This window comes from Blastococcus sp. SYSU DS0753, from assembly GCF_054051175.1.
The window spans coordinates 66,961-88,836 of the sequence record NZ_JBJHAT010000016.1 but is presented as its reverse complement, the minus strand read 5'-3'; the positions used below and the strand labels follow the sequence as shown (position 1 = coordinate 88,836).

Here is a 21,876-nt window from a genome sequence, read left to right as displayed (position 1 = left end):
TAAGCACGCCGCCAGCGTTCGTCCTGAGCCAGGATCAAACTCTCCGTAGATGATTTGATCGCAGCTGAGAACCGCGAGCTGACACTCGCGATATCAATCAACCAAAGGAATCCCAGCCCCAACCACAAATGGCCAGGGCACGGGGTATTACTTGGCACTGACTTTCGGCACGCTGTTGAGTTCTCAAGGAGCGGACGCGCAAGAACTAGACCCTCGCGGGCTTCGTCCCTGGCTGGATGTCCAACTCTACGCCGGTTTCCAGTGACCCGCTACCCGGGCCCCGGTCCGGCGGCCCTTCCGGGCCGCGCGGCGCAAAGAGAAAGTTACACGGCGCCCAGGGGCGGGTCAAACCCGGGGTCCGTGACGCCCGACACGCTGCGGCCACGCCCCCGACATCGGCCGTTCACACGGGGCGCGGCGGCCTCAGCCGGCCCGGCGCACGCCCGCGATCGACCGCTTCCCCCTGCGAAGGACGAGCCACCCCCCGGGCAGCCAGGCCCCCTGCGCCGGCACGGCGTCGGCATCGGTGATCCGCTCGTTGTTGAGGTAGGCGCCGCCCTCCTTCACCGTGCGCCGCGCCTCGGACAGGCTGCCCACGAGCCCCGTCTGCTGCAGGAGCTGGGCGATCGTCGGCACGTCGCCGCCCACGGTGGTGCTCCCGGCCTCCTCCAGCGCGGCCGTCAGGGTGGCTGCGTCGAGGGAGGCGAGGTCGTCCCGGCCGAACAGCGCCCGCCCGGCTGCCTCGGCCTGGCGGAGCTGCTCGGGGCCGTGCACGAGGAGGGTCAGCTCCTCGGCCAGCGCCCGCTGCGCCGCCCTGGCTGCCGGCCGCTCGAGGCTCTCGGTCACCAGGGCCGCCACCTCCTCGGCGGGACGCTCGGAGTAGAGGGGCAGCCACGCGCGGGCGTCGGCGTCCTCGGCGTTCAGCCAGAACTGGAAGAAGGCGTACGGCGACGTGAGCTTCGGGTCCAGCCACACCGCCCCGCCTTCGGACTTCCCGAACTTGGTGCCGTCGGCCTTGGTCACCAGGGGGGTGCTCAGCGCGTGCACCCGCGCACCCTCGGTCCGCCGGACCAGGTCGATGCCCGCGGTGAGGTTGCCCCACTGGTCGGAGCCGCCGGTCTGCAGCGTGACCCCGTGCCGCCGGTGCAGCTCCCGGTAGTCGTTGGCCTGCAGGATCTGGTAGCTGAATTCGGTGTAGCTGATGCCCGCCTCCGAGTTCAGCCGGGCCGACACCGCCTCCTTGGCCAGCATCTGGCTGACCCGGAAGTGCTTGCCGAGCTCGCGGAGGAAGTCGATCGCCGACACCGGGGCGGTCCAGTCCAGGTTGTTCACGTAGATCGGGGGGCGCGCCCCCTCCGCCTCCGCAGGCAGCTCCAGGAAGGGTGCGACCTGCTCGCGGATGCGCTCCACCCACGTGGCGACCGTGTCGCGGTCGTTGAGCTGGCGCTCGGAGGACGGGCGCGGGTCACCGATCAGGCCGGTCGCCCCGCCCACGAGCACCACGGGCTGGTGCCCGGCCCGCTGGAGGGCGCGCAGGACCATGAACTGGAGCAGGTGCCCGACGTGCAGGCTCTGCGCGGTCGGGTCGAAGCCGGCGTAGTACGCGACCGGACCCTCGGCGAGATGGGCGCGCAGCGCGGCCTCGTCGGTGCTCTGGGCGATCAGCCCGCGGCGGTGCAGCTCGTCGATCACTCCGGGCTCGGTTGAGGGGGTCACGGGGGTCCATCCTGCCCGGCGCGCCTGCGCCGCGGCTTCCCACCCGCCCGGAACGGGCTCACCGACGGAGCGCCGGTCTCCCAGAAGCGCCACGGGAGCTCGGCGGCCACGCTGATGCCGACCCGCGGTCCGGCGGAGACGGCGGCCGGCGCCGACCCCCGGTGCAGCCGCACGGGCGAGCCCGGGTCCAGCAGGTCGGTGCCGAGATCGGCGCGCCCGATGCCCAACGCCTGGGTGAGCCGGGCGGGTCCACCGGCGAGGTCGCGCGGGGTGCGGGCGGCGGGTCGGCGCGCGCGGGCCAGCTCCTCCCCCACGACCACCTCACCGGCGCGCAGCAGCACCGCCTCGCCGTCGCCCTCGGGGCCCACCACGACATTGGCGCACCAGTGCACGCCGTAGGAGAAGTACACGTAGAGCCGCCCGGGTGGTCCGAACATGATCGCCGCCCGCGGCGTCGGGCCCCGGTGCGAGTGCGCCGCGGGATCGATCCCGGACCCCGAGTAGGCCTCGACCTCGGTCAGCCGTAGCGCGACCGTGCCCTCGGGGCGCTCGGTGACCACCCAGCAGCCGAGCAGCGAGCGGGCGACGACGTCGACCGGCCCGAGCAGGTCCTCCGCGCGGACGAGGGGGCCGGGCCCGGGCCGGGCGGGGTGGGCCGACACGCTCAGAGGGCCGGCGCCACCGGCGACGACGACGCCCAGCGCCCGTGCTCGGAGGCGAGGCCCTTCAGCGTCGCGAGCTGCTCGGCGACCCGCTCGGGCGCCGTCCCGCCCCGGGTGCTGCGGGCGGCCAGCGCGCCGCGGACCGACAGGACCGAACGCACGTCGGGGGTCAGCCGCTCGTCGATGCCGGCCAGCTGGTCGTCGTCGAGCTGGTCGAGCTCCAGGCCCGCCTCCTCGCAGAAGGCGACCATCGCACCGCTGATCTCGTGCGCCGAGCGGAACGGCACTCCCTGGCGCACCAGCCACTCCGCGACGTCGGTGGCGAGCGCGAAGCCCTGCGGTGCGGCGGCCTCGAGCACCTCGGGGCGGAGCGTGAGCGTCGCGATCATCCCGGTGACCGCGGGCAGCAGGAGGAGCAGCTGGTCCATGGAGTCGAAGACCGGCTCCTTGTCCTCCTGCAGGTCCCGGTCGTAGGCGAGCGGCAGACCCTTGAGCATGGTGAGGATGCCGGCCAGGTTGCCGACGAACCGGCCGGACTTGCCCCGCGCCAGCTCGGCGATGTCGGGGTTCTTCTTCTGCGGCATGATCGACGAGCCGGTGGCCCAGGCGTCGTCGAGCCGGGCCCAGCCGAACTCGGTCGACGTCCAGAGCACGACCTCCTCGCCCAGCCGGGAGAGGTGCACGCCGAGCAGCGCGGCGACGAAGCAGAACTCCGCGGCGAAGTCGCGGTCGCTCACGCCGTCGATGGAGTTGTCCGAGGCGCGGTCGAACCCGAGCTCGGCGGCGACGGCGTCGGGGTCCAGGGGCAGCGAGGAGCCGGCGAGGGCGCCGGAGCCGTAGGGGCTCACGGCCGCGCGCTTGTCCCAGTCGATCAGCCGGTCGACGTCGCGGGCGAAGGAGTGGGCGTGCGCGAGCAGCTGGTGGCTGATGAGCACCGGCTGGGCGTGCTGCAGGTGCGTCATCCCCGGGGCCGCGACGTCGCGGTACCGCTCGGCCAGGCCGAGCAGCGCGAACTCCAGGGAGGAGAGCTCGCCGACCAGCGCCCGCACGGTGTGACGCAGGTAGAGCCGCAGGTCGGTGGCGATCTGGTCGTTGCGGCTGCGGCCGGCGCGCAGCTTGCCGCCGAGCGCGCCGAGCTTCTCGGTGAGGCCGCGCTCCAGGGCCTCGTGCACGTCCTCGTCGCTCTCGATCGCGGTGAACGTGCCGGCCTCGACCTCGTCCGAGAGCTCGCGCAGTGCGCCGAGCATCTGCTCCAGCTCGTCGTCGGTGAGCAGACCGGCGCGGTGCAGCACGCGGGCGTGCGCGCGCGATCCGGCCAGGTCGAACGGAGCCAGCTGCCAGTCGAAGTGGGTCGACTTGGACAGCGCCGCCATCGCCGGCGACGGGCCACCGCCGAACCGTCCGCCCCAGAGGCGGGTCTGCGATCCAGGTGCCGTGCTGCTCACGTGCCGGGTTCCTCTTCCAGGTCGGCGCTCAGTTCGGGATAGACGGCCGGCGTGCGCTGCGCGAGCGCCCGCAGCCGGTCGGCCAGGGCCGGCCCCCCGTCGGGCGCGCGGGAGACGACCAGCAGAGTGTCGTCCCCCGCGATGGTGCCGAGCACGTCGGGGAGGCCGACCTTGTCCAGCGCGGAGGCCAGGAACTGCGCCGCGCCGGGCGGTGTCCGAAGGACCGCCAGGTTGGCGCTGCCCTCGGCTCCGGTCAGCAGGTCGGCGAGCAGGCGGGTGAGCCGGGCGGGCGCGGCCTGCGCCGGGCGCAGCGGCGCGTTCTCCGGCGGCAGCACGTAGGACGCCGGAGCGCCGTCGGAACCGCGCAGCTTCACCGCGCCGAGCTCCTCCAGGTCCCGCGAGAGCGTCGCCTGGGTGACCTCGATGCCCGACTCGGCCAGCAGCACGGCCAGCTGCGTCTGCGAGGTGATCGCCCGCGCCTCGATCAGCTCGCGGATCCGTGCCTGGCGCGCCGAGCGGGTGAGGGCGGAGGTCACGCGCGCCCTCCGGGACGGACGGGCCCGGTCACGACCGCTCCAGGAGCCACGCGAGCAGCGCCTTCTGGGCGTGCAGCCGGTTCTCCGCCTCGTCCCAGACCGCGCTCTGCGGGCCGTCGATCACCTCTGCGGCGATCTCCTTGCCGCGGTAGGCCGGGAGGCAGTGCAGGACGACGGCGTCGTCGGCGGCGCGGGCGAGGGCGGCGCCGTCCAGCGCATAGGGCAGGAACGGTGCGACGCGCGCGTCGTACTCGTCCTCCTGCCCCATCGACACCCAGGTGTCGGTGACCAGCACGTCGGCGCCCTCGGCGGCCTGCGCGGCGTCGGCGGTCCAGGCCACCGAGCCCCCGGTCCCCGCCGCGATCTTCGCTGCGCGGTCGAGGACCGCCGGGTCCGGCCGGAACGACTCCGGTGAGCCGATCCGCACGTGCATGCCGGCGGTGGCGCCGCCGAGCAGGTAGGAGTGCGCCATGTTGTTGGCGCCGTCACCGAGGTAGGTCATCGAGCGCCCGGCCAGCGAGCCCTTCCGCTCGATCACCGTCTGCAGGTCGGCCAGGATCTGGCAGGGGTGGTACTCGTCGGTGAGCGCGTTGACCACGGGCACCCGGCTCACCGACGCCATCGCCTCGATGCGGTCCTGGCCGAAGGTCCGCCAGACGATCGCGGCGGCCTGGCGGTCGAGCACCCGGGTGGTGTCCTCGATCGGCTCGCCGCGTCCCAGCTGGCTGCTGCCGGCGTCGATGACCAGCGGGTACCCGCCGAGCTCGGCGACGCCGACGGAGAACGACACCCGGGTGCGGGTGGAGGGCTTGTCGAACAGCACCGCCACGGCCCGGGGCACCCCGTTGGCCGCGCGCAGCGGGGTGGGCGCCTCGGCGGTGTGCCGGGTCGCCTTGAGCGAGGCGGCCAGGGCGAGCACCTCGGCCTGCTCGGCCGGGGTGAGGTCGTCGTCCTTGAGGAAGTGCCGGGTCACTGATGGTTCTCCATCGCGGTGTCGAGGGCGGCAGGGAGCGCGGCCACGAAGGCGTCCACCTGCTGGTCGGTCAGGACGAGCGGCGGCGCGAGCCGGAGCACGCCCGGCGCGACGGCGTTGGTCAGGAAGCCGGCGGCCCGCAGCGTGGTCTCCAGCGGCGCGGCGACGTCGGCGGTGAGGACGACGCCGAGCAGCGCGCCCCTCCCCCGGACCCCGCTGATGCCCGGGTGCCCGAGCGCCTCGATGCCGGCGGTGAACCGGTGCTCGAGCTCCTTGGCCCGCTCCAGCAGGCCCTCGTCGCGGATGGTGTCGAGGACGGCCAGAGCGGCGGCGGCGGCGATCGGGTTGCCGCCGAAGGTGGAGCCGTGCGAGCCGGCCGTCAGCAGGTCGGCCGCCTCGCCGAAGGCGAGCATCGCCCCGATCGGCAGCCCACCGCCGAGCGCCTTGGCCAGCGTGACGACGTCGGGGTGCAGGCCGTCGGCCTGGTGGGCGAACCACGAGCCGGTGCGGCCGATGCCGGTCTGCACCTCGTCGACGGCGAACAGCGCCCCGGCACCGGACGCCGCCGCGGCGGCGGCGCCGAGGTAGCCGGCGGGCGCGGGCAGCACGCCGCCCTCCCCCAGCATCGGCTCGAGCAGCACCATGGCGGTCTGCTCGGAGACCGCCGTGGCCAGCGCCGCCTCGTCGCCGTAGGGCACGTAGGAGACCCCGCCCGGCAGCGGCGCGAACGCGGCCGCCTTCGACGGCTGACCGGTGAGCGCCAGGGCGCCCATGGTCCGGCCGTGGAAGGCGCCCTCTGCGGTGATCACCTGCGAGCGGCCGGTGAGCCGGCTGAGCTTGAAGGCCGCCTCGTTGGCCTCGGCGCCGGAGTTGCAGAAGAACACCCGTCCGGGCCGGCCGGCGAGCTCCAGCAGCCGCTCGGCGAGCTGGATCCCCGGTTCGTGCATGGCCAGGTTGGAGACGTGGCCCAGCTTCGCCGCCTGCGTGGTGATCGCCTCGACCACCTTGGGGTGGGCGTGGCCGAGGATCGTCGTGGCGATGCCGCCGAGCAGGTCGGTGTACTCGCGGCCGTCGACGTCCCAGACCTGCGCTCCGGCGCCGTGGTCGAGCGCGACCGGCGGCGCCTTGTAGTTGTTCATCATCACGGCCGACCAGCGGCGGGCCAGCTCCTCGGTGTGCGTCGTCATGCTGTGCCCTCCTTCTGGTCCCTCGCCGGGACGACCATCGTCCCGGTGCCCTCGGTGGTGAACGTCTCCAGGAGCAGGGCGTGCGGCGTCCGGCCGTCGACGACGGTCGCCCGCTTCACCCCGCCCTCGACCGCGCGCAGACAGGCGGCCATCTTCGGGATCATCCCGGCGTCCAGCGTGGGCAGGATCTCGGCCAGCTCGCGGGCGTCGATCTGCTGCACCAGCGACCCGCGGTCGGGCCAGTCGGCGTAGAGGCCCTCGACGTCGGTGAGCACGACGAGCTTGACCGCGCCCAGCGCCGCGGCCAGCGCCGCGGCCGCGGTGTCGGCGTTGACGTTGTGGACGACGCCGTCGGCGTCCGGCGCGACGCTCGCGACGACGGGGATGTGCCCGGCGTCCAGCAGCGCGGTGACCGGGGTGGTGTCGACCGCGGCGATGTCGCCGACGAGCCCGACGTCGACCGGCGCGCCGTCCACGACCGCCGTGGTCCGCCGCGCCGTGAACAGCCCGCCGTCCTCGCCGGAGAGGTGCACCGCCATCGGGCCGTGCTGGTTGATCAGCCCGACGATGTCGGGGCCCACCTGGCCGGTGAGCACCATGCGGACGACGTCGATGGTCTCCGGCGTGGTCACCCGCAGGCCCCCGCGGAACTCGCTGGTGATGCCGAGCTTGGCCAGCATGGCGTTGATCTGCGGCCCGCCGCCGTGCACGACGACGGGGAGGATGCCGCAGGTCCGCAGGAAGACCATGTCCTCGGCGAACGCCCGGCGGCAGGTGTCGTCGACCATGGCGTGCCCGCCGTACTTGATGACGACGACCTTGCCGTGGAACTCCTTGAGCCAGGGCAGCGCGCCGGTGAGCACGGCGACCTTCGCGGCGTCGCCCTCGGGGTCCTTGGTGCGCATGACCCGGCTGGTGCCGACCCGGCGGGGCAGCCTGGGCGGGGGCGCCGGCTCGTCGATCCGCACGTCCGGGGGCGTGGGGTCCTGAGGTGCAGCGTCCTGAGGTGCGGGGTCCTGGTGCTCGCTCATGTGGAGTAGGCCGAGTTCTCGTGCACGTAGGCGATGGACAGGTCGTTGGTCCAGATGGTGGCCTGCTCGGCGCCGGCGCGGAGGTCGACGTCGATGGTGATCTCCCGGCCGGTGAGGTCGACGCCCTCCCGCGGGTCGCCGATCGCGCCGCCCCGGCAGACGGTGACGCCGTTGATGGTGACGTCGACCTGGTCGGGCTCGAACGCGGCGTCGGTGGTGCCGATCGCCGCCAGCACCCGGCCCCAGTTCGGGTCGTTGCCGAACAGCGCGGTCTTGAGCAGGTTGTTGCGGGCGCAGGCCCGGCCGGCGGTGAGGGCGTCCTCGACGGTCGCGGCGTTGCGGACGGTGATGGCGATGTCCTTGGTCGAGCCCTCGGCATCGGCCAGCAGCTGCATCGCGAGGTCGGTGCAGGCGGCGGTGAGCGCCTCGGTGAGCTCCGCCTCCGTGGGGGCGGCGCCGCTCGCGCCGTTGGCCAGGGCGATGACGGTGTCGTTGGTGGACAGACAACCGTCGGAGTCCACGCGCTCGAAGCTGACGGCGGTCGCCGCCTTCAGCGCCCGCTGCAGGGCGTCGGGGTCGGCGGCGGCGTCGGTGGTCAGCACGACGAGCATCGTGGCCAGGCTCGGGGCGAGCATGCCGGCGCCCTTGGCCATCCCGCCGACGGTCCAGCCGCCCCGCTCCTGCGCCGTCGTCTTGGGCACGCTGTCGGTGGTCATGATCGCCCGGGCCGCGTCGGCCCCGCCGTCCTCGGTCAGCCCCTTCACCGCGGCGGTGACGCCGGCGGTCAGCCTGTCCATGGGCAGCCGGACCCCGATGAGGCCGGTGCTGGCGACCGCGACGTCGACCGCGCCGATGTCCAGCTGCGCGGCGGCGTGCTCGGCGGTGGCGTGGGTGTCCTGGAAGCCCTCCGGCCCGGTGCAGGCGTTGGCGCCGCCGGAGTTGAGGACGACGGCCCGGCAGCGCCCGCCGGCCAGCACCTGGCGGCTCCACAGCACCGGCGCGGCCGGGAAGCGGTTGGTCGTGAAGACGGCGGCCGCGGCGTCGTCCGGGCCGGTGTTGAGGACGACGGCGACGTCGCGGTCGCCGCTGGACTTCAGGCCGGCGGCCACGCCGGCGGCGGCGAAGCCCTTCGGTGCCGTGCACGTCATGGCGCTACTCCTACGACCGGCAGGCCGGTGGTCTCGGGCAGGCCCAGGGCGAGGTTGGCGCACTGGATCGCCGCTCCCCCGGTGCCCTTGGTCAGGTTGTCGACGGCCGCCACGACGACCAGCCGGTTCGCGTCGGCGTCCACGGCCAGCTGCAGGGCGACGGTGTTGGCGCCGAGCACCTGCGCCGTGGTGGGCCACTGCCCCTCGGGCAGCAGGTGGATGAACGGCTCGTCGGCGTAGGCCTGCTCGTACGCCGCGCGCGCGGCGGCCGCGTCGGTGCCGGGCGTCAGCGGGGCCGAGCAGGTGGCGAGGATGCCCCGGCTCATCGGCACCAGGGTCGGGGTGAAGCTGACGCCCACCGGTGCGCCGGCGGCCTGCGAGAGGCCCTGGATCATCTCCGGCGTGTGCCGGTGCACTCCCCCGACGCCGTAGGCGCTCGCCGCGCCCATGACCTCGCTGCCGAGCAGGTGCGGCTTGGGCGACTTGCCGGCGCCGCTGGTGCCGCTGGCGGCGACCACGACGACGTCGGGCTCGACCAGGCCGGCGGCCAGCGCCGGGGCCAGCGCGAGGGTGACCGAGGTCGGGTAGCAGCCCGGGACGGCGATCCGCGTCGCGCCGGTCAGCGCCTCGCGCTGCCCTGGCAGCTCGGGCAGGCCGTAGGGCCAGGTGCCGGCGTGCACGCCGCCGTACCAGCGCGCCCAGGCGGCGGGGTCGTTCAGCCGGTGGTCGGCGCCGCAGTCGATGACCAGGGTTTCCGCCGGCAGCTGGTCCGCGATGGCTGCGGACTCGCCGTGGGGCAGCGCCAGGACGACGACGTCGTAGCCGACGAGGCTCGCCGCGTCGCTGGGCTGGACGACCATGTCGGCGAAGGGCAGCAGGTGGGGTTGCAGCTCACCCAGGCGTCGGCCGGCGCTCGAGTTGGCGTGCACCCCGGCCAGCCGGAGGTTCGGGTGCCCGGCCAGCAGCCGGCACACCTCGCCCCCCGCGTACCCGGTGGCGCCGGTGACCCCGACCGTCCACGTCTGCGCTGCGCTCATAATGCATGACCATACACGACCATGCATGACCGTTCATGCGGGTTCCCCGGACCCGGGCGTCATCTCGCGCCGCCGACGTCGTCGAGCGCCCCCAGCACCGCCGGCCAGGCGGCGCTGCGCGGATCGACCACCGCGAAGTGACCGGCCGGCACCGTGGTGAGCACCGCGGCCGGGTGGCGCCGGGCGTAGGACTCGGCGACCTCCCGCGGGACGATGCGGTCGCCCGTCCCGTGCACGATGCGCACCCGGCCCCGGGGCGCGGGCAGCCGGACGGGGTCCAGGTCGGGCCGCGCCACGGCGTCGTCCCCCAGGAAGGAGGCGACCGCGTCGCCGTCCAGGCCCAGGACCTGGGCCCGCTGCAGGTCCGCGACCGGCGCGAGCGCCACGACCCCGGCCGGGGTGTCCGGGGGCTGGACCGTGGCGGCAGCCAGCAGCGCGAGGTGCCCGCCGGCGGAGTGCCCGGTGAGCACGAGGCGCCGCCCGGGCCGGCCGGGGAGCTCCTCCGCCCGGGCCGCCCAGCGCACCGCCGCGTCCACGTCGCCGACGGTCAGGTCGGGGCGGCCGGGCACGCGCCGGTACTCGGGGGTCACCGTCGTCCACCCGGCGGCGGCCAGCGCCTCGGTCATCGGCCGCAGGTGCACGCGGTCGTACGCCGGCCGCCAGAACCCGCCGTGGAGCACGACCAGCAGCGGCCGGTCGCCCCGGGCGCACCGGCCGAAGCGGACGTCGGCCACCTGGTCCGGGCCCGGCCCGTAGGTCAGGACGGCGTCCGGCGCGGAGGCCGGCCGGGTCAGGACCGACCGGTCCTCACCTCCGGCGCCTGCCCGGCCGCGCAGACTGGTCATGCGGTAGTACTACCGGACCGCGGAACGCGTCACCGGATCCGGGAGGAGCGGCGCCATGGCGATCGAGGACGGGGTCCGGCCGCTCGAGGAGGGCGTGCAGACCGACTTCAGCGCACGGATGAGCTACGGGGGCTACCTCGGGCTGGACACCCTGCTGTCGGTGCAGCGCCCGATCAGCGACCACCACGACGAGCCACTGTTCATCATCCAGCACCAGACCACCGAGCTGTGGCTGAAGCTGGCGCTGCACGAGCTGCGCGCGGTCCGCGCGGACTTCGACCGCGACGACGTCCAGCACGCCCGCAAGGGCCTGGCGCGGGTCAAGCACATCCTGCGCACCATCACCGAGCAGTGGTCGGTCCTCGCGACCCTGACCCCTAGCGAGTACGCCGAGTTCCGCGGCGTGCTGGGCAACTCCTCGGGCTTCCAGTCCTACCAGTACCGGGCCGTGGAGTTCCTGCTCGGCAACAAGAACGAACGCATGCTGGCGGTCTTCGCCGCCGAGCCGGCCGCTCAGGAACTGCTCACCGAGCTGCTGGACTCGCCGACGGTCTACGACGCCTTCCTGCGGTTCCTGGACCGCCGGGGGCACCCCGTGCCGGAGGAGGTGCTGCACCGCGACGTCCGGCAGGCGTGGGTCGAGACCCCGGCGCTGCTGCCGGTGTACCGCACGATCTACGGGGACACCGAGGCGCACTGGGCGGAGTACGCCACCTGCGAGGACCTGGTGGACCTGGAGGACGGCGTCCAGCTGTGGCGGTTCCGGCACCTGCGCACGGTCCAGCGCACCATCGGGTTCGCCACGGGCACCGGGGGGAGCTCGGGGGTGGACTTCCTCCGGCGCGCCCTGGACCTGACCTTCTTCCCCGAGCTCTACACGGTCCGGTCCGGGATCGGTGCCTGATCCCGTGACCGCTGCCTCGATGGGTCGCGAGCCATCGCCCGACGTGCTGGACCTGCTCCCGGCCGGGGTCACCGAGCGGGCGGCCCAGCTCGACCGGCTCGACCCGCTGGCAGACCTCCGGGACGAGTTCGTCCTGCCCGAGGGCGTGGTCGCCTACCTCGACGGGAACTCGCTCGGCCGTCCGCTGAGGGTCACCCGCGACCGGCTCACCCGTTTCGTCGACGGCGAGTGGGGTGAGCGGCTCATCCGGGCGTGGGACGAGCACTGGATGGACCGCCCCACGGCCGTGGGCGATGCCATCGGCCGGGTCGTGCTCGGGGCGGCGCCGGGGCAGACGGTCGTCGGCGACTCGACCACGGTCATGCTCTACAAGCTGCTCCGGGCGGCGCTGGACGCCCGTCCCGACCGGGCGGAGATCGTCGCCGACACCGAGAACTTCCCGACCGACCGGTTCGTCCTCGACCGGGTCGCCGCGGAGACCGGCCGCACCGTCCGCTGGATCGAACCCGACCCGGCGACGGGCGTGCAGCCGGCGGAGGTGACCGGGCTGCTGAGCGACCGGACGGCGCTGGTGCTGCTCAGCCACGTCGCCTACAAGTCCGCCTACATCGCCGACGTCCCGGCCATCACGGCGGCCGCCCACGAGGCCGGGGCGCTGGTGCTGTGGGACCTCTCCCACTCCGCGGGCGCGGTCGACGTGCGGCTGGACGCCGACGAGGTCGACCTCGCCGTGGGCTGCAGCTACAAGTTCCTGAACGGCGGGCCGGGCGCCCCGGCCTTCGGCTACGTGGCCCGGCGGCTGCAGGAGGACCTGGTGCAGCCGATCACCGGGTGGATGGGCGCCGCGGACCCGTTCGCGATGGGGCCGGAGTACGTGCCGGCGGCCGGCATCCGCCGGTTCCTCAGCGGTACGCCGCCGATCCTCGGGATGATCCCGATCGAGGACATGCTGGCGTTGATCGACCGGCCGGGGATGCCGGCGGTCCGGGCCAAGTCGGTCGAGCTGACGGAGTTCGCGATCGCCGTGGCCGACGAGGTCCTGTCCCCGCTGGGCGTGACGGTCGCCTCCCCGCGGGATCCGGAGCGCCGGGGCGCGCACGTGACCCTGGAGCACGACGCGATGAAGACGGTCGTGGCGGAGCTGTGGCGGCGGGGCGTCATCCCGGACTTCCGGCGGCCACGCGGGCTGCGGGTCGGCCTCTCCCCGCTGAGCACGAGCTTCACCGAGGTCGCCACCGCGCTGGCGCACGTGCGGCAGATCCTGGCCGACCCGGCCGGCTGACGGGTCGGCGCCGGCCCCGACCCGGTCAGGCGGTTCTCACGGCCGGGTCCTGCGCCGGAGACGGCCGGCACCTCGCTGGGGACCGGAGGTCAGGTCGGGAGCGACCGCGCCCGGTGGGTCCACGAGGCCACCGCGGCGGCCAGCAGGAGCAGCGACGGCAGCAGGAGGGCCAGCCCGATCCCCAGGCCGTTCAGCAACGACCACCCGACGGACACGGCCGCCAGCACGACCAGGACCGCGGGCGCCCGCCGGGACGCCGTCGCGCTCTCCACCCACAGGGCGAGCGCCGCGCACGCCAGCGGGACGCCGAAGAGCAGGAACGCGAACGCCCCGCTGTCCGCCCACACCATCCGCCACAACCAGGCGGTCACCGCGACGAGGCACCCGAGCGAGAAACTGATCAGCATCCGCGCACCCGAGGAACCAGCGGTCATGACACATCTCCCGACCGGCCCGGGGTCGGCACCGTCGCGCCGATACCGCACCGTGGCACTCCGGTGCGGCGCGGTCAACGGTCGTGTGCCCGCTCCGGGAGAGGTCAGGCCACCGGGTCGTCGTCGCCGTAGGGGCGCAGGCGGAGCTGGCGCGCGGCGTCCTCCGGGGTCACCGAGCCGACGACGTCGAGGTCGTCGGCGCCCACGCGCAGGAACCGGCCCGACCACTGGTCCAGCTCGCCGGCCGCGATCGCCGCGACCAGCTCGACCACCTTCTCGGGCGGCGTCCAGTCGGTGTAGCCCTCCCACATGCGCATCGACCGGGTCATCGGGGTGTCCACGACGCCCGGTGACAGGTCGAAGGCGCGCACGTCGGTGCCCTCCAGGGCGCCGGCCAGGGCCTCGGTCATCCGCATGAGACCGGTCTTGGCCACCGAGTAGGCGGAGTACTCCGGCCGCGCCCGCACGCTCATCCCGCTGGCGATGTCCACCACCCGACCGCGGTTGCGCAGCACCATCCACGGCACCACGGTCCGCGCCAGCAGGAAGCCGCCCTTGATGTGGCTGGTGACGACGTCCCACCACTGGTCGGGGTCGGCCTCCCAGAGCGGCACCTCGAGCTCGTCGATCAGCCCCGCGTTGTTGACCAGCAGCTCGACCGGGCCGAGCTCCTCGCGGACCCGGCCCACGGCTTCCTCCACCGAGGCCCGGTCGGTGACGTCGGCGGCGACGGCGAGGGTCCGGGCACCGGTGGCCTCGGCGACCTCGGCCATGGCGGTGCGCAGCCGGTCCTCGGTGCGTGCCAGCCCGGCCACAGCCATGCCGCGCGCGGCGAGGCCCTCGACCAGGTGCCGCCCGATCCCGGTGGACGCGCCCGTGACCAGTGCCACCGAACCCGACAGGACGGCCCCGTCGCGGGGAGGACGGGGTCCTTCGTCAGCCACGGAGCTGCGCTCCGTTCGCGACGACGGCGGCGGCGACCGCGGCGTCGAAGGCGACCCGCGCCTCATCGCTGGTCAGCGTCCGGTCCGGCGCGCGGAACGTCAGGGAGTACGCCAGCGACTTCTGCCCCTCGGGCACCGAGCTGCCGGTGTAGACGTCGAACAGCCGCAGGTCCTCCAGCAGCTCGCCCGCCCCGCTCCGCAGCACCGCCTGCACCCGGGCCTCGGGCTCCGTCTCCGGCACGAGCAGCGCGAGGTCCATGCGGACCGGCGGGAAGGTGGAGATCGACCGCGCCTGAGGCACAGGCGGCACGGGCAGCGCGTCGGCGTCGAGCTCCATCGCCGACGTGCGGGCCGGCAGCCCCAGCGCCTCGCAGACCTTGGGGTGCAGCTCGCCGGCGTACCCGACGACCCGGTCGGCGACGAGCAGCGCGGCGCACCGGCCCGGGTGCCAGGGCGCCCGCTCGGCCTGCTCGACGGTGAGCTCGGCGCCGGCTGCCTCGGCCACGGTGCGGGCGGCCTGCACGGCGTCGGCCCACTCGGCCGGCCGGCCCGACCCCCACCAGCCGCGGGGCTCGCGCTGCCCGGTGAGGACGACGGCGACGTGCCACGGCTGCGCCGGCACCGCACCCAGCAGGGCGGCCAGCGTCGCGTCGTCCGGGCGGCGGTCGGCGCCGGGCAGCGGGGCGGCGGCGCCGCTCCCGCCGGGGAAGACCGAGCCGTGCTCGAAGAGGGCGACGTCGCGGAGCCCGCGGGCCAGGTTGCGGCCCAGGGCGGCGAGCAGCCCGGGCAGCAGCGTGGTCCGCAGCGCCGGCGCCTCCTCCGACAGCGGGTTGCGGACGGTGATCACCCGGCGGCGGTCGTCGTCGGCGGGCAGGCCGAGCGCATCGAGCTGCGCCGTCCCCACGAAGGGGAACGCGGGGGCCTCCACGTAGCCGGCGTGGGCCAGCGCCCGGCCGATGCTGCGCCGCCGCCGCTGCCGCTCGGTGAGCCCGCCACCCGGCGGGGCGGTGGGCAGGATCGAGGGGATCTCGTCGAACCCGCGGAACCGCACGACCTCCTCCACCAGGTCGGCCGGCTCCTGCAGGTCGCCGCGCCACGATGGCGGGGTGACGCGCAGCGCGTCCCCGTCGCCGCTCACCTCGGCGCCGACGGCGGTGAGCACCTCGAGCACCTGGGCCCGGGTGTAGGGAACACCGGCGATCCGGCCGGGCAGCCCGGCATCCAGCGCGATCGCCGCGCGCGGCGCGCGGACGTCGACGTCCACCGGCGCGCCGACGACCCGCGCACCGCCGTGCTCGACGAGCAGCGCCGCCGCCCGGGCCAGGGCCACGACGGTGACCTCGGGATCGGTGCCGCGCTCGAAGCGCTTGCCGGCCTCGCTGGGCAGCCGGTGCCGGCGCACCCCGCGCGAGATGCCGTTCTGCTCCCAGTGCGCGGCCTCCAGCAGCACCGCGGTGGTGGCGTCCCCGATCTCGGTGGACGCCCCGCCCATGACGCCGGCCAGCCCGATCGGGCCGGACCCGTCGGTGATGAGCAGGTCGTCGTCGGTGAGCGCGCGGTCGGCGCCGTCCAAGGTGGTGAGCCGCTCCCCCGCCGTCGCCCGGCGGACCGCGATCGGGCCGGTGACGGCGGCGCGGTCGAAGGCGTGCATCGGCTGGCCGAGCTCGAGCATCACGTAGTTGGTGACGTCGACGGCGAGCGAGATGCTGCGGATCCCGCACTGCGCGAGCCGGCGGCGCAGCGGCCACGGGCTCGGCGCGGCCGGGTCGAGGTCCTCCAGGGCGAGCATGGAGAAGCGGTCGCAGCGGTCGGGGTCGGCGACGGTGACCTCCCACGCCGGGGCACCCGACCAGTCGGGCAGCGGCAGGTCGGCCGGATCACGCCAGGTCACGCCCAGCACGCCGGCCAGGTCGCGGGCGATCCCGCGCAGCGACATGGCGTAGCCGCGGTCCGGCGTCACCTCGAGGTCGAAGACGACGTCGTCCAGGCCGAGGACGTCGGCGGCGGGGGTGCCCGGCTCGTAGCCCTCCTGCCCCAGCACGAGGATCCCCGCGTGGTCCTCGCCGATGCCCAGCTCGCGGACCGAGCAGATCATCCCGTCGGAGACGTGGTCGTAGGTCTTCCGCGCGGCGATGGCGAAGTCCCCGGGCAGCACGGCGCCCGGGAGCGCGGCCACCACCAGGTCGCCGACGGCGAAGTTCCGGGCGCCGCAGACGATGCCCCTCGGCTCGCTCTCCCCCACCGCGACCTGGCAGTAGCGGATCGGCTTCTTGAAACCGGTGAGCTCCTCGATCTCGAGCACCCGGCCGACCACGAGCGGGCCGGTGGTCACCGGCGGGCGGACGACGTCCTCGACCTCGAAGCCCAGCCGGACGAAGGCGTCGTCGAGCTCCTCGACGGTGATGCCCGCCGGGAGGTCGACGAGCTCGGACAACCAGCTGACGGGGACCTTCACTGCTCAACTCCGAACGGCAGGGTGAAGCGGACGTCGGCCTCGGCGATGTCGTGCATGTCCGACACCGCGGAGCGGAACTGCAGGGCCCGCTCGATGCCCATGCCGAACGCGAACCCGGTGTACTCGTCGGGGTCGACCCCGCAGGCCCGCAGCACGCGGGGGTTCACCATCCCGCAGCCGCCCCACTCGACCCACTGCGGGCCGTCGCGGTGCTCGGGGAACCACACGTCGAACTCCGCCGACGGCTCGGTGAACGGGAAGAAGTGCGGCCGCCACCGGGTGCGCGCGTCCGGGCCGAACAGCTGGCGGGCCAGGTGGTCCAGGGTGCCGCGCAGGTGGGCCATGGTGAGCCCGCGGTCGACGGCCAGGCCCTCGACCTGGTGGAAGACGGGCAGGTGCGTCGCGTCCAGCTCGTCGGTGCGGTAGACCCGGCCCGGGGCGACGACGTAGATCGGCGGCTGCCGGTCGAGCATGGTGCGCGCCTGGACGGGGCTGGTGTGCGTGCGCAGCACCAGGCCGGAGTCCTCGGGCGCGACGAAGAACGTGTCCGACAGCCACCGGGCCGGATGGTCGGGGCCGAAGTTCAGCGCGTCGAAGTTCAGCCACTCGGCCTCGAGCTCCGGGCCGTCGGCGACCTCGTACCCCATCCCGACGAAGACGTCGGCGATCCGGTCCATGAGGGTGGTGAGCGGGTGCCGTGCGCCGCGGGGGTTGCGGTCCCACGGCAGCGTGACGTCGACCTGCTCCTCGGCCAGCACGCGGGCGTCGCGCTCGGCCTCGAGCTCGGCCTTCCGCGCCTCGTAGGCCTCGGTCACCGCGACCCGGGCGGCGTTCACCCGCTTGCCGGCGTCGCTGCGCGCGGCCGGGGGCAGCGCGCCCAGCTCGCGGCGGGCGAGCAGCACGGGAGCGCGGTCGCCGAGGTGCGCCGAGCGGGCGGCGGCCAGCGCCTCCAGGTCCGCGGCCGCCGCGAAGGCCCCGAGCGCGGCCCGCACCGCCTCGTCGAGGGCCTCGGGCGAGAGGGCGGCGACCTGCTTGGGGTCGTAGGGATCGTTGGCGCCAGACACGGGGAGCCATTCTGCCCGCCCACCGCCTGCGCCCGCGCCTGGGTTCCGGTGCGAGGATGCCGGACGTCGCCGGAACCGGCGTCCAGGCTCACCCCGGCCCCGTCCAGAGGCTCGTGCCGAGCGGGCGAGGCGCGAGGGGGACGGGGTCCTTCCACTGATCACGAGGGAGCTTCCGGAGGTGGGCGTGGCCGTCGTGCTCGCGCTGGCGTCCGCCGTCGTCTACGGCGCCGCCGACTTCCTGGGCGGGCTCGCCAGCCGCCGGGCGTCGGTCTCCGCAGTCGTCGCGGTGTCCCAGGCCGCCGGGCTGCTGGCGCTGGTGGCGCTGCTGCCCTGGCTCGGCGGGCCGGTCACCGCGGCGGACCTGGCCTGGGGCGCCGCCGCCGGGCTGGCCGGTGCCGGCGGCCTGCTGGTCTTCTTCCGCGCGCTGGCCGGCGGGGTGATGAGCGTCATCGCCCCGGTCACCGCGCTCACCGCCGCCGCCGTGCCGGTGCTGGTCGGCGTGCTGGACGGCGAGCGCATCGGCACCTGGGCGACGGCGGGCATCGTGCTCGCCCTGGCCGCAGTGGTCCTGGTCTCGGCCGAGAGCGGGCTGCGGGCGCTGCGCGCCGCCCGCCCCGCCAGCCTTGGGCCCGCGCTGGTCGCCGGAACGGCGTTCGGCCTGTTCTTCGTGCTGCTGGACCGCACCTCCGCCGACGCCGGCCTCACCCCGCTCGTCGCCGCCCGGCTCGCCTCGGTGGTGCTGGTGGTCGGGGTCGCGCTGGCCACCCGGCAGTCGCTGCAGCCGGGGCGCGCGGCGCTCCCGCTGGTGCTGGTCTCCGGATTGGGCGACATGACGGCCAACGCGCTGTTCCTCCTGGCCACGCAGCAGGGCGGCCCGCTGGCGATCACCGGCGTCCTCGCCTCGCTGTACCCGGTCAGCACCGTCGTGCTCGCCCAGCTCGTGCTGCGCGAGCGGCTCGTGCCGGCCCAGCTGACCGGGCTGGGGGCCGCCGCGGCCGCCGTCGTCCTGATCACCCTGCCCGGCTGACTCCCCCCTTCGGGGGAGGGTGCGGGGACCCGGCTCCGGCCCCGGCACCCGCCGGCCGATCCCCCCTCCGTGGACCCCGTGCGCCCCGAGCTCGACGCTGCCCTCGCCGCGGCCCTGCGCCCCGGCGGGGTGCGCAGCGTCTTCCAGCCCATCGTGGAGCTCGACACCGGCGCGGTCGTCGCCTACGAGGCACTCGCGCGCGGACCCGAGGGGCCGCTGCAGCGACCGGATCTGCTCTTCGCCGCCGCCCGCGAGGCGGGTGTGCTCGCCGAGCTGGACGCCGCCTGCCGCGTGGCCGCCTTCTCCGGCGCGGTCGGGCACGGGCTGCCGGCTCCGCTGGCCCTCTTCGTCAACGTGGAGCCCGAGGTCCTCGACACCGCCCCGCTGGACGAGCTGCTGGCGATCGCCGGCTCCGCCCCCGGCGGCCTCCGGGTGGTCCTGGAGATCACCGAGCGCGCGCTCGCCGCCCGTCCGGCCGAACTGCTGCGCACGGTCGCCCGCGTCCGCGAGCTGGGCTGGGGCGTCGCCCTGGACGACGTGGGCGCCGAGGCGATGTCGCTGGCGTTCATGCCGATCCTGCGTCCCGACGTGGTGAAGCTCGACCTGCGGCTGGTGCAGGAACGCCCCGGCCCGGCCATCGCCCAGATCATGAACGCGGTCAACGCCTACGCGCAGGCCACCGGGGCCGCGGTGCTGGCCGAGGGCATCGAGAACGACGCCCACCTGGCCATGGCCCGGGCGCTGGGCGCCACCCTCGGCCAGGGCTGGCTGTTCGGCCGCCCCAGCCCGGAGCCGGCCTGCGAGCGCCCCCTCGGATCACTGCCGGCGCCGGTCGCGCCCCCCGGCTCCGGCACCGAGCCCGGCTCACCGTTCGCCTGCCTGCCCGCGGGTACCGCGCTGCGCCGGGCCCCGAAGGCGCTGCTCATCGAGCTCAGCAAGCAGCTCGAACGGGAGGCGCTGCGCCTCGGCGAGACCTGCGTGGTCACCGCGACCTTCCAGGAGGCCCGGCACTTCACCCCGTCGACGACGCAGCGGTACCGCGACCTGGTGGAGCGCACCGGCTTCGTGGCCGCCCTCGGCGAAGGGCTCCCCACCGAGCCGCTGCCCGGTCTGCGCGGGACCGACCTGGCCGGGGACGACCCGGTGCGCGGCGAGTGGGACGTCGTCGTCCTGGCCCCGCACTTCGCCGTGGCGCTGCTGGCCCGCGACCTCGGGACGACCGGCCCGGACCTGCAGCGGGAGTTCGAGTACGCCCTGACCTACGACCGCGACGTCGCCGTCCGCGCCGCGGGCAGCCTGCTGGGCCGGGTCGCGCCCCGCGCCGGCCGGACGCTCCCCGCCGCACCCACCCGCTCCGCGGTACGGCCCGGCTCCCCGGCGCCCGCGGGGCTCGACCTGCTCGGCGACGCCGGTCTGGTGCGGCGCGCTCTGGAGGCGACGCCCAGCGGCGTGTGCCTCGTCGACGTCCGCCTGCCCGACCAGCCGCTCGTGTACGTGAACCCGGCCTTCGAGCGGCTCGCCGGGGTGTCGCGCGGGGAACTCCTCGGCCGCAACTGCCGCTTCCTGCAGGGCCCCGACACCGACCCCGGAGCGCTGGCCCGTATCCGCGCGGCGATCGCGGCCGGCGAGGAGTGCCGCGAGGTGCTGGTGAACCTCCGCGGCCCCGAGCGCACCCCCTGGTACAACGAGCTGCACCTGGCGCCCGTCACCGACGCGGCCGGCGCCGTGGTCCAGTACATCGGCGTCCAGGTCGACGTCACCGAGCAGGTGCTGGCACAGCGGGCACTGGAGCAGGAGCGCGACCGCGCCCGCGGATACCTGGCCCGGATCGAGGAGTTGTCGGTCACCGATCCGCTGACCGGGCTGGCGACCCGCCGGCACGTGCAGGAGCAGACGGAGACCGCGCTGTGGAACGCGCGCGGTGCGGGCGACGCCGTGGCGCTGATCGTCGTCGCCGTCGACGGGCTCGCCGCGATCGAGGACCGCTACGGGCCGGCCGCCGCCGAGGAGCTGCTGACCGCCACGGGGCAGCGGCTCCGCGGCCGGCTCCGGCGGGGAGACCTCGTGGCGCGCTGGGCCCGTGACTCCTTCGTGGTGGTGCTCCCCGGCCTCGCGGCCGACAGTGCCGTCCGGGAGGCGGCACGGATCCGCGCCGCGCTGGCAGAGGCGGCCGGCGGCCCGGTGGCGCTCGACGGCACGCCCGTGGTCGCCGGGGTCAGCACCGGTGCCGGCTGCTGGCCCGCCGACGCCGACGACGTCGCCGGGCTGCTGTCGGTCGCCGAGCGCGCAGCCGGGCGGCTGCCGGTCGCGCGGCGCTGAGGCGGCGCACCATCCCTCTGCCCGCGACCGGGGCTGCCTTCTCGGCGGCGGCGCTCAGCCGCGCGGCGGGAGCAGCGTGCCCAGTCCGCCGTCGGCGAGCTCGGTGAGCTGGTCGACCAGGTCGGCGGCGGACACCGTGCGGGCCCCCGACCACCAGTGCGTGGCCAGCTGGACCATGCCCACGACGCCGTAGGCCCACGTCATCGCGCCGTCGACCGGGCGGCCGGCCTCGGTGAGCCGGGCAGCCAGCAGGCCGCCGAGCGCGGTGGCGACGGCGTGCTCGGTGGCCGCGACGAGATCCGCCCGCCCCGCGCGCCCGGCCTGGGCGTAGGCGAAGCGGTAGAGCGCGGGCTCGTCCTCGATCAGCGACACGAAGGCGGCGATCACCGTCCGGAGCTGGGCACGGTCGTCGGCGCGGCCGGCGGTCAGCTCGCCCAGCAAGCGGGGCAGCAGGATGGCCTGGGAGATGCGCTCCAGGACGGCGTCGATCAGCTCATCCTTGTCGCTGAAGTACCGGTAGATCACCGTCTTCGACACCCCGGCGCTGCGCGCGACGTCGTCGACGGAGAAGTCGGGACCGGCCAGGCGGACGGCCTCGACGGCTGCCCCGACGAGGTCCTCCCGGCGCGCCCGCCGGTGCTCGGTCCACCGCGAACGGCGTCCGTCCGTCGGAGGGATCGCCGGCGCATCGGCGACCTGGTGCACGTGTTCCACGGTGACAGCCACCTTCCCTCGCGGCCCTGCTCGACGTACCGGGGAGAGCCTGTCCGCAGCCATCATCCCTCCGTCCCGCGCCGCGGGGGGGACGAGCACGTCCGGTCGACCGCGAGGCTCCGTCCACCCGGTGTTGCCCGGCTCCGCCGGCAG

General features: G+C 75.1%; 19 protein-coding genes. 4 read left to right on the top strand and 15 right to left on the bottom strand.

Annotated features, from left to right (window positions below; translation table 11 throughout):
* Positions 1-423: 423 nt before the first annotated feature.
* The 10 genes from tyrS to ACI799_RS13490 are packed head-to-tail and all read right to left on the bottom strand — an operon-like array spanning position 424 to position 10,580.
* Positions 424-1,716 (bottom strand): tyrosine--tRNA ligase, encoded by a 1,293-nt coding sequence (tyrS, locus tag ACI799_RS13535; RefSeq protein ID WP_456591015.1) that lies wholly within the window; start codon positions 1,714-1,716, stop codon positions 424-426.
* A complete protein-coding gene (locus ACI799_RS13530) occupies positions 1,713-2,378 on the bottom strand; it encodes a DNA-3-methyladenine glycosylase (protein ID WP_456591016.1) in 666 nt (221 codons plus the stop codon). Before ACI799_RS13530 ends, tyrS begins: the two co-directional genes overlap by 4 nt.
* A 2-nt stretch (positions 2,379-2,380) precedes the next feature.
* Positions 2,381-3,823, bottom strand: coding sequence for an argininosuccinate lyase (gene argH, locus ACI799_RS13525; protein ID WP_456613280.1), 1,443 nt, complete (start codon positions 3,821-3,823; stop codon positions 2,381-2,383).
* Positions 3,820-4,359 carry an arginine repressor gene (locus tag ACI799_RS13520; protein WP_456591018.1) on the bottom strand — a complete coding sequence of 180 codons (540 nt, stop codon included), beginning with the start codon at positions 4,357-4,359 and terminating at the stop codon, positions 3,820-3,822. Before ACI799_RS13520 ends, argH begins: the two co-directional genes overlap by 4 nt.
* 28 nt (positions 4,360-4,387) lie before the next feature.
* Positions 4,388-5,332, bottom strand: a complete 945-nt coding sequence (gene argF, locus ACI799_RS13515) for an ornithine carbamoyltransferase (RefSeq protein ID WP_456591019.1) — start codon at positions 5,330-5,332, stop codon at positions 4,388-4,390.
* Positions 5,329-6,519: an acetylornithine transaminase gene (locus ACI799_RS13510; RefSeq protein WP_456597949.1), complete on the bottom strand. Its 1,191-nt coding sequence runs from the start codon at positions 6,517-6,519 to the stop codon at positions 5,329-5,331. The genes argF and ACI799_RS13510 overlap by 4 nt, the downstream gene beginning before the upstream one ends.
* Positions 6,516-7,487, bottom strand: a complete 972-nt coding sequence (argB, locus tag ACI799_RS13505; protein ID WP_456591021.1) for an acetylglutamate kinase — start codon at positions 7,485-7,487, stop codon at positions 6,516-6,518. The genes ACI799_RS13510 and argB overlap by 4 nt, the downstream gene beginning before the upstream one ends.
* Before the next feature lie 59 nt (positions 7,488-7,546).
* Entirely contained in the window at positions 7,547-8,698 is a 1,152-nt protein-coding gene (argJ, locus tag ACI799_RS13500; protein ID WP_456591022.1) for a bifunctional glutamate N-acetyltransferase/amino-acid acetyltransferase ArgJ, read from the bottom strand.
* On the bottom strand, positions 8,695-9,735 hold the full coding sequence (gene argC / locus ACI799_RS13495; protein WP_456613279.1) for an N-acetyl-gamma-glutamyl-phosphate reductase: 1,041 nt from the start codon (positions 9,733-9,735) through the stop codon (positions 8,695-8,697). The genes argJ and argC overlap by 4 nt, the downstream gene beginning before the upstream one ends.
* A gap of 59 nt (positions 9,736-9,794) precedes the next feature.
* On the bottom strand, positions 9,795-10,580 hold the full coding sequence (locus tag ACI799_RS13490) for an alpha/beta hydrolase (RefSeq protein WP_456599410.1): 786 nt from the start codon (positions 10,578-10,580) through the stop codon (positions 9,795-9,797).
* Positions 10,581-10,635: 55 nt separating this feature from the next.
* On the opposite strand from ACI799_RS13490, the gene ACI799_RS13485 reads away from it, so the two are divergent.
* Together ACI799_RS13485 and ACI799_RS13480 are read left to right on the top strand one after the other, a co-directional pair.
* Entirely contained in the window at positions 10,636-11,484 is an 849-nt protein-coding gene (locus ACI799_RS13485) for a tryptophan 2,3-dioxygenase (RefSeq protein ID WP_456591030.1), read from the top strand.
* Positions 11,485-11,488: 4 nt separating this feature from the next.
* Positions 11,489-12,766 carry a kynureninase gene (locus ACI799_RS13480; RefSeq protein WP_456613278.1) on the top strand — a complete coding sequence of 426 codons (1,278 nt, stop codon included), beginning with the start codon at positions 11,489-11,491 and terminating at the stop codon, positions 12,764-12,766.
* A gap of 89 nt (positions 12,767-12,855) precedes the next feature.
* Here the strand turns inward: ACI799_RS13480 and ACI799_RS13475 are convergent, their stop codons facing one another.
* From ACI799_RS13475 to pheS, 4 genes are all read right to left on the bottom strand, one after another.
* Positions 12,856-13,200, bottom strand: coding sequence for a hypothetical protein (locus ACI799_RS13475; RefSeq protein WP_456591032.1), 345 nt, complete (start codon positions 13,198-13,200; stop codon positions 12,856-12,858).
* A gap of 104 nt (positions 13,201-13,304) precedes the next feature.
* The gene (locus ACI799_RS13470) at positions 13,305-14,144 is read right to left on the bottom strand and encodes an SDR family NAD(P)-dependent oxidoreductase (RefSeq protein ID WP_456591033.1); all 840 of its coding nucleotides are present in this window, start codon (positions 14,142-14,144) and stop codon (positions 13,305-13,307) included.
* A complete protein-coding gene (gene pheT, locus ACI799_RS13465; protein WP_456613277.1) occupies positions 14,137-16,599 on the bottom strand; it encodes a phenylalanine--tRNA ligase subunit beta in 2,463 nt (820 codons plus the stop codon). The genes ACI799_RS13470 and pheT overlap by 8 nt, the downstream gene beginning before the upstream one ends.
* Positions 16,596-17,663: a phenylalanine--tRNA ligase subunit alpha gene (pheS, locus tag ACI799_RS13460; RefSeq protein ID WP_456599407.1), complete on the bottom strand. Its 1,068-nt coding sequence runs from the start codon at positions 17,661-17,663 to the stop codon at positions 16,596-16,598. Before pheS ends, pheT begins: the two co-directional genes overlap by 4 nt.
* 184 nt (positions 17,664-17,847) lie before the next feature.
* On the opposite strand from pheS, the gene ACI799_RS13455 reads away from it, so the two are divergent.
* Together ACI799_RS13455 and ACI799_RS13450 are read left to right on the top strand one after the other, a co-directional pair.
* Positions 17,848-18,690 (top strand): EamA family transporter, encoded by an 843-nt coding sequence (locus ACI799_RS13455; RefSeq protein WP_456591036.1) that lies wholly within the window; start codon positions 17,848-17,850, stop codon positions 18,688-18,690.
* A 69-nt stretch (positions 18,691-18,759) separates the two neighbouring features.
* Positions 18,760-21,009: an EAL domain-containing protein gene (locus ACI799_RS13450; RefSeq protein WP_456613276.1), complete on the top strand. Its 2,250-nt coding sequence runs from the start codon at positions 18,760-18,762 to the stop codon at positions 21,007-21,009.
* A 54-nt stretch (positions 21,010-21,063) separates the two neighbouring features.
* Here ACI799_RS13450 and ACI799_RS13445 read toward each other — a convergent pair whose 3' ends face one another.
* Positions 21,064-21,723, bottom strand: coding sequence for a TetR/AcrR family transcriptional regulator (locus ACI799_RS13445; RefSeq protein WP_456599405.1), 660 nt, complete (start codon positions 21,721-21,723; stop codon positions 21,064-21,066).
* Positions 21,724-21,876 lie beyond the last annotated feature (153 nt).

Coding starts and splice junctions, on each gene's coding strand:
- ACI799_RS13510 (WP_456597949.1), bottom strand. CDS start 6,519: ATGACGACGCACACCGAGGAGCTGGCCCGCCGCTGGTCGGCCGTGATG.
- argJ (WP_456591022.1), bottom strand. CDS start 8,698: ATGACGTGCACGGCACCGAAGGGCTTCGCCGCCGCCGGCGTGGCCGCC.
- argC (WP_456613279.1), bottom strand. CDS start 9,735: ATGAGCGCAGCGCAGACGTGGACGGTCGGGGTCACCGGCGCCACCGGG.
- ACI799_RS13490 (WP_456599410.1), bottom strand. CDS start 10,580: ATGACCAGTCTGCGCGGCCGGGCAGGCGCCGGAGGTGAGGACCGGTCG.
- ACI799_RS13485 (WP_456591030.1), top strand. CDS start 10,636: ATGGCGATCGAGGACGGGGTCCGGCCGCTCGAGGAGGGCGTGCAGACC.
- ACI799_RS13475 (WP_456591032.1), bottom strand. CDS start 13,200: ATGACCGCTGGTTCCTCGGGTGCGCGGATGCTGATCAGTTTCTCGCTC.